Annotated in this window: 10 protein-coding genes; all 10 read left to right on the forward strand. The window is 59.5% G+C overall.

Features of this window, described 5'->3' with window-relative positions:
- Positions 1–83 precede the first annotated feature (83 nt).
- The 10 genes from DWW51_RS09885 to DWW51_RS09930 all read left to right on the forward strand — a co-directional run bounded on the left by DWW51_RS09885 (position 84) and on the right by DWW51_RS09930 (position 11366).
- The gene (locus DWW51_RS09885; RefSeq protein ID WP_117774381.1) at positions 84–923 is read left to right on the forward strand and encodes a PRD domain-containing protein; all 840 of its coding nucleotides are present in this window, start codon (positions 84–86) and stop codon (positions 921–923) included.
- Positions 924–993: 70 nt separating this feature from the next.
- On the forward strand, positions 994–2442 hold the full coding sequence (locus DWW51_RS09890) for a PTS transporter subunit EIIC (RefSeq protein WP_117774382.1): 1449 nt from the start codon (positions 994–996) through the stop codon (positions 2440–2442).
- A 146-nt stretch (positions 2443–2588) separates the two neighbouring features.
- Positions 2589–4007: a 6-phospho-beta-glucosidase gene (locus DWW51_RS09895; RefSeq protein ID WP_164473267.1), complete on the forward strand. Its 1419-nt coding sequence runs from the start codon at positions 2589–2591 to the stop codon at positions 4005–4007.
- A gap of 182 nt (positions 4008–4189) precedes the next feature.
- Positions 4190–5200, forward strand: coding sequence for a LacI family DNA-binding transcriptional regulator (locus DWW51_RS09900; RefSeq protein ID WP_117774383.1), 1011 nt, complete (start codon positions 4190–4192; stop codon positions 5198–5200).
- Between the two features lie 257 nt (positions 5201–5457).
- Entirely contained in the window at positions 5458–6858 is a 1401-nt protein-coding gene (locus DWW51_RS09905; protein WP_117774384.1) for an L-fucose/L-arabinose isomerase family protein, read from the forward strand.
- 2 nt (positions 6859–6860) lie between these two features.
- Positions 6861–7697, forward strand: coding sequence for a transketolase (locus DWW51_RS09910; protein WP_197032258.1), 837 nt, complete (start codon positions 6861–6863; stop codon positions 7695–7697).
- Positions 7690–8631, forward strand: coding sequence for a transketolase family protein (locus tag DWW51_RS09915; protein ID WP_117774385.1), 942 nt, complete (start codon positions 7690–7692; stop codon positions 8629–8631). Before DWW51_RS09910 ends, DWW51_RS09915 begins: the two co-directional genes overlap by 8 nt.
- A gap of 56 nt (positions 8632–8687) precedes the next feature.
- Entirely contained in the window at positions 8688–10178 is a 1491-nt protein-coding gene (locus DWW51_RS09920; RefSeq protein ID WP_117774386.1) for a glycerol kinase GlpK, read from the forward strand.
- A gap of 135 nt (positions 10179–10313) precedes the next feature.
- A complete protein-coding gene (locus tag DWW51_RS09925; protein WP_117655456.1) occupies positions 10314–10802 on the forward strand; it encodes an S-ribosylhomocysteine lyase in 489 nt (162 codons plus the stop codon).
- A 198-nt stretch (positions 10803–11000) separates the two neighbouring features.
- Positions 11001–11366 (forward strand): CAT RNA binding domain-containing protein, encoded by a 366-nt coding sequence (locus DWW51_RS09930; protein ID WP_117774387.1) that lies wholly within the window; start codon positions 11001–11003, stop codon positions 11364–11366.
- The last annotated feature ends 29 nt before the right edge of the window (positions 11367–11395 follow it).

Genomic DNA, 11395 nt, shown 5'->3' on the forward strand with positions numbered 1-11395 from the left:
CCGCCTCGCGGTGACATCGTTTTTATGTCAACCTTGGTCTAACAGAGCCTTTCTTTTTGATAATTCCGAAAGGAGGTTCAATAATGCTTGCGATTAAAAAGCTCAACAACAATGCCGTTCTTTGCCGCGACGGGCAGGGGCGCGACGTGATCGCCATGGGCAGGGGCGTCGGGTTTGGGGGAGAATTTCCCCGCGAGCTGCCGCTCTCTAAGATTGAGCATACGTTTTATGACATCGACCCCAAAGGGCAGGACGTCATGCGCGACCTTCCTTCTGAGATCGTGATGTTCACGGCCAAGGTGATGGACATCGTCGCCAACGAGCTGCCCTATGATCTGTCGACCAAGGCGACATTGTTCATGGCCGATCACCTGTCATTTGCGGTGGAGCGCGCGCAAAAGGGTTTTCGTATTGCGATGCCTCTCGCCTATGAAGTGCGCGAGACATATCCTAAGGAATACAAAGCGGCGCAGTTTATCGTTATGAGGCTCGAAAAGGAGCTTGGTGAACGACTTCCCAAAGAAGAGATTGCCAGCATTGCCATGAATCTCGTCAATGCGCGGGTTGTTCAGGCCATCGAGACCGCGAGCAAACCCACCAAGCAGTTTGACGATATGCTAGAAGATGTCACTGAGATCGTCGAGAGTGATTTTCGCATCATCGTTGACCGCGATTCCTACGATTTCACTCGCTATGCCACGCATCTGCGGTACCTGTTCAAGCGCATTCAAGCCGGCGAGTCGCTGAACAGCGCCAACATGCAGATGTACAAGAACTTTCGTGAGGAGTTTCCGCAGTTGGCAGAGTGCGTGAAGCATATCGGTTCCTATTGTCGTGAAACGTGGGACGCCACGCTCTCCGAGGAGGAGGAACTCTATCTGATGATCCATCTCAACCGGATCATCTCCAAAAAAGGATTGTAACCCGTAGCCATTCGGGGCATGACCTTTGCCGATTCGAACAGTAAGCCAAGATTGTGCAAAGGAGCCAATGATGGCAAATTACAAAAAGGTGGCAGAGCAGATTCTCTCCACTGTGGGCGGGGCGGAAAACGTGGCTTCGGTTACGCATTGCATGACGCGCCTGCGCTTCAACCTCAAGGATGAGAGCCTCTCGAATGATGAGAAGCTTGAGGACATCTCGTCTATCATCAGCGTCGTGCACGCCGGAGGGCAGGTGCAGCTGGTGGTCGGGCCCACGGTCGACAAGGTCTACGACGAGGTTTGTAAGCAGGGCGGATTCGAGGTCACGGTATCGATTGACGAGGAACTCGATGGCCCTCAGCTTAGCTGGAAGGAGCGCTTGGCGCCCAAGCACCTCTTCAATCAGCTGCTCGATGCCGTGAGCGGCGCTATCACCCCGATCCTTCCGATCTTTTGTGTCGCCGGTATCTTCAAGATGCTCGTTATTCTGTTTGGGCCCGAAGGCGCCGGTTTTATGTCCGAAACGAGCGACCTGTATCGGATCCTTTCCCTGGTGGGCGATGCGGCGTATTACTACTTCCCGGTGTTTGCCGCCTATAGCTCGGCTAAGAAGTTCAAAACGAGTCCTGTGCTGGCACTGCTCATCGCTGTTGTGATGATTTATCCCGACATGCTCGCTATTGTTGAGGCCGGAAAGCCTTTCAGCGTCTTCGGCATCCCCATGCAGCTCGTCAACTACACCCAGGCTGTTCTTCCGGTCATCTTGATCACCTGGGCCCAGTCCTATGTTGAGCGCTTCTTTAAGAAGATCTCGCCTGATATGTTGCGCATTCTGATCGTACCCGTGGGTACGGTGCTCGTGATGTTGCCGGTCGCGCTGTGCCTCTGCGGCCCTGCCGTCCAATTTGTCATGGGCCTTGTGGCCGATTTCATCATTTGGCTCGCCTCTGTTGCCGGTCCCGCTGCGACCGCGGTTATCGGCGCATTCTGGAATCTGATCATCGCCACCGGCATGCACGTGCCGATCTATACCGCCATATTGCCCGCCGCGCTCCAGAACGGTTACGACGCCATCTTATACCCCGGCACCGCGGTTGTAGCCTACACCACGCTTGCCATCGCGCTCGCCTATGGCCTGCGCGCTAAGGGCAAGGAGAGTCGAGCCACGGGCTGGAACTTGTTCATCACCTATGCCTTCGGTCGCGTGAGTGAGCCCATCATCTACGGCATCCTGTTTCGCGACAAGAAGGCTCTTACCTGGAACATGATTGGTGGTGCTGTCGGTGGTCTGCTGGTAAGCCTTCTTCATGCCAACGTCTATATCTTCACTGGCGTTGGTTTCCCATGGATGAACGTGCTCATGTTTGCTCAGGATATCATCCCTGGCACCATCGGGTGTCTTGCTGGCGGTGCCGTGACGTTTGCGTTGGCGATGATTTTTGGATTTGAAGGACAGGAGAAGATGCCGTTGAAGTCCAAGAGCGGCGATTCTGAGGCCGTTGAATCCGTCGAGGCATAAGAGGCTACTACACAAATATGCTCCCCAGCCGTTGCGCGGTCCGACCCCTTGGCCGCGCAACGGTACTGTGCTGTTGCGCGGCACTTGCCGAGTCCGTTGCGTTCGACAGTGTGGGCCGGGAATTTGATAGAAAGGACGACACCATAATGTTTAGAGAAGATTTTTTATGGGGCGGGGCTCTGGCTGCAAACCAGTGCGAGGGAGGATGGAACGAAGGCGGTCGCGGTTTAGCCAATTCCGACATGCTGCCGTTTGGCGATCAACGCATGGACGTCATGCGGGGAGACCTTGATCCGCGTGCGTTGGCACCCGACAGCTTCTATCCCGCTCGCAAGGGCATTGATTTTTACCATAGGTACAAGCAGGATATTGAACTGTTTGCCCAGATGGGTTTTAAATGCCTGCGCTTATCAATCGCCTGGAGCCGCATTTTTCCCAAAGGAGACGAAGCTGAGCCCAATGAAGAAGGCCTTGCCTTTTACGAGGATGTTTTTAGGACGTGTCGCGCGCATGACATTGAGCCTTTGGTGACGCTCAACCACTATGATGTCCCCATGCATCTCGTCGATGCGTATGGCGGATGGCGCGATCGCAGGTTGGTCGACCTGTTCGAGCGATATTCGCGTACCGTGTTCGAGCGCTATCGGGGATTGGTCAATTATTGGCTGACCTTTAACGAGATCAACATCATGACGCAGGCGTGCTTTATGGCGGCGGGGATCATCTTCGAGCAAGGGGAGAATCGCTATGCAACGGTTCACACGGCCGTGCACCATGTATTGGTTGCGAGCGCCCGTGCGGTCGGGGCGTGTCATGAACTGTGCCCTGGGGCGAAGATCGGTTGCATGCTCAACGCAGGTGTCTTCTATCCGGCTACATGTGATCCGGACGATGTGCTGGCTGCGCAGGCTGAGAATCGCAGCCATTACATGTTTACCGACGTCCAGGTGCGCGGTGCGTACCCGAGCTATGTTCTCAAGGAATACGCCCGCCATGGTTTTGAGGTGCCCTATCGGGATGATGACCGCGAAGTACTGGCTGCAAACCTGGTCGATTTCGTCTCGTTTTCGTATTACTCGACGCGCGTCGCAAAAGCGCATGCGGAAGGTCAGTTCGATTCGAACCTTCTTCGCTCGGCGCCTAATCCGTATCTAAAACAGGAGCCTTGGGGGAGGTTTATCGACCCCAAAGGGCTGCGCGTCACCATGAATGAAATCTGGGATCGCTATCAAAAGCCGCTGTTCATCGTCGAAAACGGTTTGGGTGCTCCTGATGTGCCGGAAGATTCGGGTGAAATAGAAGACGACTATCGAGTTGAATACCTGCGGGCCCACATCGAGGCGATGAGGGAGACCGTCGAGCTCGACGGGGTGGAACTCATGGGATATACCTGTTGGGGCCCGATCGATTTGGTTTCGGTCGCCACAGGACAGATGCGTAAGCGCTACGGGTTTATCTATGTCGATCGAGACGATAGCGGTGCGGGCTCGTTTGAGAGACGTAAAAAGAAAAGCTTCGAATGGTACCGACGCGTAATAGCAAGCAATGGCGAAGACCTTGCGTAATAACGTTAAGATGGACAAATGTGCCCGTTGGGGGAATAGTCGCGTCGCTTCGCTTGACAACAGGCTAAACTAGCTATTAAACATTTACTACTCTGTTTAGATTGAATTTGCGGTCGTTTAGTTGTCGAGTCACGGGGCGGTCAGGCCACGATGCTCGACCGCGACCGCTACTAGGGGGAACAATGGCCAAAGCAAGTGTTCGCGAAATCAGCCGCATCACCGGTTTTTCGCCTGCGACCGTGTCCAACGCGCTTAACCGCAAGCGCAGCGTGAGCGAGGAGACCGCCAAGGTCATCCTGGAGTGCGCGCAGTCGCTCGGCTATCAGCAGTCGACGCAGCTCGAGAGCATCCAGTTTGTGCTCGCGCGCAAGACGGGCGCCATCCTGGACGAGAGCACCTTCCATCCCGCGGTTATTGAGGGCGTGGAGCGCCAGGCGCGTCGCCACGGCATGAGCACGAGCTTTGTCTCGCTCGACTTTAGCGACCTGGACGCCGTGCGTCCGCAGGTCGAGGGCCTGATCGCCGACCCGTCCGCCGCCATCGTGCTGATGGGTACCGAACTGGGCGAGGAAGACTACGCCCTGTTTGCCAACGCTGCCGCCCACCTGATTGTGCTCGATGGCTGGAGCGACCGCCAGTACTTCGATGCCGTGGTCATTGCCAATACCGATTCGGTGCTGCGTGCCGTGGACTACCTTATCGAGAAGGGTCACAAGCAAATCGGCTATCTGGCGGGCGACCTTCGTATTCGCAACTTTAAGGATCGCGAGCGCGGCTATCGCCAAGCGCTTGAGGACGCGGACCTTGAGGCCAACCCGACATGGCACGTCACGCTGGGCACCACGCTCGAGGGCGCTTATCACGACATGGGCGTGTGGCTCGACAACGTCTCGCGCGACGATCTGCCGACGGCTTTCTTTGCCGAGAACGACGTGCTCGCCGTGGGCGCCATGCGCGCGTTCAACGAGCACGGTATTCGCGTGCCCGAGGATGTCTCGATCATCGGCTTTGACGACCTGTCTTTGGGCGCCTTCTCCAACCCGCCGCTCACCACGGTGCATGTTCCCAAGCACGAGGTGGGCGAGATCGCGGTGCGTCGCCTGGTGGGCAACATCCGCAACCCCAAGAGCTATACCTGCAAGACGGCCGTGTCGACCTACTTTGTCGAGCGCCAGAGCGTGTGCGAGATCTAGGCGAAGAAAACGCCGGGGCGCAGGGCGGCAAAGCTCGCTAAGGCAGCCATACATAACGCTACTAAGAGAGGGTCCTTTGGGCCCTCTTTTTGATGCCCTTGTATGTTCAGTTTGTTTACATACCGTTTAGGCTGATTTCTCTACCGTCTACGGGTATTTCGCGTTAAACTTCTAAACAGTAGAGTAAAACATTTAGTAAACAGAACAAAACGAAACATGCGTCTGTTTACTGAACATGTGATTAGGGGAGGACGTACATGGACAAGATCAAGCTCGGTTTTGTGCCCACGCGCCGCAGCATCTTTAGCGCGCCGGATGCGATCAAGTATCGCGGGCTGACGGCTGATCGCCTGCGCGAGATCGGCGTCGACATCGTGGATATCGACGACATCAACGATGAGGGTCTGCTGTTCGACGACAGCCATATCGAGCCTATCGTCAAAAAGTTCCGCGCCGAGGGCGTCGACGGCATCATGCTGTGCCACGCCAACTTTGGCACCGAGTACGTTTGCGCCCGCCTTGCCCGCGAGCTCGGCCTGCCCGTGCTGCTGTGGGGTCCGCGCGACGAGCGCCCCGAGCCCGACGGCACCCGTCTGCGCGATAGCCAGTGCGGCCTGTTCGCCACCGGCAAGGTCCTGCGCCGCTTCCAGGTCCCCTTCACCTACATGACCAACTGCCGCCTGACCGACCCCGAGTTCGAGCGTGGTGTTTGGGACTTTTTGGCCGTGTGCAACGTGGTCAAGACCTTCAAGCACACCCGCATCCTGCAGATGGCCACCCGTCCGTTCGATTTCTGGTCGACCATGTGCAACGAGGGCGAGCTGCTCGAGAAGTTCAACATCCAGCTTTCGCCCATTCCCATGACCGAGCTTGTCCAGGCCGTGCGCGACGCCCAGGCTGACGAGCAGGCCATGGCAGCCATGCTCGCCCACATTGGTGACAGCTTTGAGATCTGCATCCCCGAGGATAAGGTTCCCGCGGTCGCAGGACTCGCCATCGCCATGAAGCGCCTGGTCGAGAAGTACGGCTGCAACGCCGGTGCCATCCAGTGCTGGAACGCCCTGCAGGACGAGCTGGGCATTATGCCCTGCGCCGCCAACGCTATCCTCAACGAGATGGGTATCCCCGTCGTGTGCGAGACCGATATCCATGGCGCCATCACCGCGCTGATGGTCGAGGCCGCCGACCTGGGCCGTCACCGCGGCATGTTTGCCGACTGGACCGTGCGTCATCCCGATAACGAGAACGGCGAGCTGCTGCAGCACTGTGGCCCCTGGCCCTGCAGCTGTGCGGCCGTCAAGCCCAAGCTCACCTACCCGCTGGCATTCGATCACCCCGGCGCGCTGACAGCCGAGGCCAAGCACGGTGACCTCACCCTTGCTCGCTTTGACGGCGACAACGGCGAGTACTCGCTGCTGCTGGGCAACGCCCGCGGCATCGACGGCCCGGCCGGCATGGGCACCTACCTGTGGGTCGAGGTCGAAAACCTCAAGCGCCTCGAGGCCAAGATCGTCGAGGGTCCCTACATCCACCACTGCGTCGCCATTCACGCCAACGTGGTGCCGGTGCTCTACGAGGCATGCAAGTACATCGGCATTGCCCCCGACTTATACGACCCGATTGAAGAAGACGTCAAAGCTTACCTGCGAGGAGAGTAGAAATGGCAACTATCGAAGAGCTTGAGTCCCTGCGTTGGGACCTTCGCCGCGATTGCGTCGACATCATCATGGCTGGCGCCGGCGGCCACATCGGCGGCGACATGTCGGTGATCGACGCCCTCATGACCCTCTATGCCAACCACCTCAACATTTCGCCCGAGACCGTCGACGATCCCGACCGCGATCGCTTTGTACTCTCCAAGGGCCACGCCATGGAGGCCTACTATGCGGTGCTCTGCCACGAGGGCTATCTGGACCTCGACGACGTCAAGGCCCGCTTCTCTAAGTTCGGCAGCCCCTACATCGGCCACCCCAACAACAAGCTCAAGGGCATCGAGATGAACTCGGGCTCGCTGGGCCATGGCCTGCCCGTGGCCGTGGGCATGGCGCTTGCCGGCAAGATGGACGGTCGCGACTACCGCGTCTACACCATCATGGGCGACGGCGAGCTTGCCGAGGGCTCGGTCTGGGAGGGCGCCATGAGCGGCGGCAACTACCAGCTCGATAACCTGTGCGCGCTCGTGGATCGCAACCGCCTGCAGATTAGCGGCAGCACCGAGGATGTCATGAAGCAGGACTCGCAGGAGGAGCGCTGGGCCGCCTTCGGTTGGAACGTGCTCTCCATTCCGGGCAACGACGTCCAGGCCATCGACGCCGCGCTGACGCTTGCGGCCGAGACTAAGGGAAAGCCTACGGTCATCATCCTCAACACGGTGAAGGGCTACGGCTCGCCGGTTATGGAGGACAAGGCCGCCTGGCATCATCACCTGCCCAACGATGAGGAATATGCCCAGATCATCGCCGATTTCGCTGCCCATAAGGAGGCTATCAATGGCTAACAAGATCGCCAACCGCAAGGTTATCTGCGACACGCTGCTCGAGGCCGCCGCAACCGATAAAGACATCGTCGTCCTGTGCTCCGACTCCCGCGGCTCCGCGTCGCTCACGCCGTTCTTCGATCAGTATCCCCAGCAGTCCATTGAGGTCGGCATTGCCGAGCAGGACCTGGTGAGCATCGCTGCCGGCATGGCCTCGTGCGGTAAGAAGGCCTGGGCCGCCTCGCCGGCGTCCTTTGTGACCACGCGTTCGTATGAGCAGTGCAAGGTCGACGTTTCGTACTCCAACACCAACGTCAAGCTCATCGGCATCTCGGGCGGCGTGTCCTATGGCGCCCTGGGTATGAGCCACCATTCTGCGCAGGATATCGCCGCTATGAGCGCGATTCCCAACATGCGCGTGTATCTGCCGAGTGACCGCTTCCAGACCGCCGAGCTTGTGCGCGCCCTGGTAGCCGACAACAAGCCGGCCTACATCCGCGTGGGGCGCAACCCGGTCGAGGACGTGTACACCGAGGACGAGTGTCCGTTCCAGATGGATCGCGCCACCTGGGTGCGTCGCGGCACCGATGTGACGATCGTCGCCACCGGCGAGATGGTCCGCCACGCCGTGGACGCCGCCGATCTGCTGGCCGAGCAGGGAATCTCGGCAACGGTGCTCGACATGTACTGCGTCAAGCCGCTCGACGCCGAGGCCGTGATCGAGGCCGCCGGCGCCACGCGCGCCGTCGTGACCGTCGAGGAGCACAGCCCCTTCGGCGGCCTGGGTTCCATGGTCGCGCAGGTCGTGGGCGAGCATTGCCCGCGTCCGGTCAAGTGCCTCTCCCTGCCCGACGCGCCGGTCATCACCGGTACGAGCCCCGAGGTCTTTGCGCACTACGGCCTGACGGGTGCCGGAATCGCGCAGACCGTCGCCGAGTTCTTGCCCGCAGAGTAACTGGAATGTGACAAAGGGACCGCCCCTTTGTCACATTCGTTTTGAAAGGGGTGGCCATGGGCCGCTACATCATCGGAATCGATCAATCCACGCAGGGCACCAAGGCGCTGCTGGTGGACGAGGGCGGCCATTTGATTCATCGTGCCGATCGCTCGCATCGCCAGATTGTCAACGAGGCCGGCTGGGTGAGCCATGATCCAGCCGAGATCGCCGCCAACGTGCTGGCCGTGGCGCGCGCCGTGGTGGAGGAGACCGGGGTCGATCCGGCCGACGTCGCCGGCATCGGCATCTCCAACCAGCGCGAGACTACCGTTGCCTGGAGGCGCACGACGGGCGAGCCGCTGTGCGACGCCGTGGTGTGGCAGTGCGCCCGCGCCCGCGAGCTGTGCGACGGGCTTGCTGCGCGCGAAGGCGTGGCCGAGCTGGTGCGCGACACGACGGGTCTGGTGCTCTCGCCCTACTACCCGGCGGGCAAGATGGCCTGGATCCTCGCGAACGTTCCCGCGGCTGCCGAGGCCGCTGCGGCGGGCGAGCTGTGCCTGGGCACCATCGATGCCTGGGTGGTCTGGACACTCACGGGCGGCGCGGAGTTTCGCTGCGACTGGTCCAATGCCAGCCGCACGCAGCTCTTTGACCTGCGCCGTGGCTGCTGGAGCGAGCCGGTGTGCGAGGCCTTTGGCGTCGATGCAGCCTGCCTGCCGCAGGTGACCGATTCCGATGGCCTGTTCGGCATGACGAACCTGGGCGGCTTTTTGCCGGCGCCCGTGCCCATTCACGGCGTGCTCGGCGACAGCCATGCCGCCTTGTTTGCCCAGGGCTGCCATAGCCGCGGCATGGCCAAGGCGACCTATGGCACCGGCAGCTCGGTCATGATGAACGTCGGCGACGAGTTCGTCGCCAGCTCGCACGGGCTTTCGAGCTCGCTTGCGTGGCGTATGGACGGTGTGACCGAGTATGTGCTCGAGGGCAACGTGAGCTACGCCGGCGCCGTCAAGACGTGGCTGCGCGACGACCTGGAGCTCATCAACAATCCCGAGGAAGCCACCGACCTGTGCTACGCCGCCAATCCGGCGAGCCGCGTCTACTTTGTGCCGGCGTTCACTGGCCTGGGCGCGCCGCACTGGGCGAGCGATGCCGAGGGCTGCGTCTTTGGCATGACGCGCACCACGGGCCGTGCGGAGTTCGTAAAGGCCGCCGACGAGTCGATCGCCTATCAGATTTTCGACGTCATCGATGCGATGGTCGAGGATTCGGGCGCGGCGCTGGCCGAGCTTCGTGTTGACGGCGGTCCCACGCGCGACGCGTACCTGATGCAGTTTGAGAGCGACTTGGTTGGCTCGCCCATCCGCATCGCGAGCAACGACGAGATGAGCGGCCTGGGCGCGGCCTGGGCCTGCGGCATTGCGCTGGGCATGTACACGCGCGATGTCGTCGACGTCTACGGCGCCCGCGGCATCGTGGAGCCTGCCATGCCTGCCGACGTGCGAGCCAAAAAGATTGCCGGCTGGCGTCACGCCGTCGACGCGACCATTGCCTACACTGCCTAGGCGGCTGCGCGGCGCCCGCAGGCTATTCCCGGGCAGCTCATTTGGGATGGGGCTTTTTTGACTGGTATGATTGGTGCGATCATTCGAACCAGCTAAAAGAGCCCCGTCCCAAATTGACTACCGAGAGGAACTGCCATGGAGCGCATCGCGAGTTTTTCCGTTGACCATCTGCTGCTCGAGCCCGGCGTGTATGTGAGCCGCATCGACCACGATCCGGCGACCGGCGCCGCCGTCACCACCTTTGACCTGCGCCTGACCACGCCCAACAAGGAGCCAGTTATGAACACGGCGGAGTGCCACACCATCGAGCATCTGGGTGCCACGTTCCTCCGCAATCATGCCGAGTGGTCGAGCCGCATTGTCTACTTTGGCCCCATGGGCTGCCGCACGGGCTTTTACCTGGTTGTCTTTGGTGAGCTGACGAGCGAGGAGATCTTGCCGCTCGTGCGCGAGCTGTTCGAGTTTGTCGCGGGCTTTGAGGGCGATATCCCCGGCGCCGCTCCCGAGGAGTGCGGTAACTATCTGGACCAGAACCTCCCCATGGCAAACTGGCTCGCGCGCCGTTATCTCGACCGCGACCTGGCCAATATCGACGAGAAGCACCTGCACTATCAGCAGGCATAGGGCCGCCCTCTGCCTCCAAACCGTTCACACGGAGATATCGACCGTTTAACTGTTTAGAAGTGTTTATTCGAGGTCATTAGCACTAGCTCGCTTAAACTAGTTCTCAGAGTGATATTCAGGCAAGGCTCCTGAAGCAGCATCTGTTGACATTGATTGTCGGATTCTGCTTCGGGAGCCTTGTTCTGTTTAGGGGGGCACATGGAAATTGTTAAACGAATTAATACCAGCGCTGTCCTCTGCGTCGATGGAAATGGCAGACAGTTGGTTGCATTCGGCCGTGGTCTGGGGTTCAAGAATGTCGGAGACGAGGTCCCCCTTTCGGAGATTCAACGAACGTTTTATAACGTTAGCTCTCGCTACATCGCTCTCGTTGACGAGGTCCCCGACGAGCTTCTCGAGCTTACCTCGGATGTTATTGATATGTCGACAGGTTTGCTGCCTTATGAGGTGAGCCCTAATTTGCCGTTTATCCTTGCGGACCATATCGCGTATGCGGTTAAGCGCAAAGAGCAAAATATCGTTGTCCGCATGCCTTTATCGTTGGCTCTGTTAGACCAAATTTGACACGATCGGCTGTTCGTCGAACCGGAAAA

Source organism: Collinsella sp. AF15-51, assembly GCF_003462845.1.
GTDB lineage: Bacteria > Actinomycetota > Coriobacteriia > Coriobacteriales > Coriobacteriaceae > Collinsella.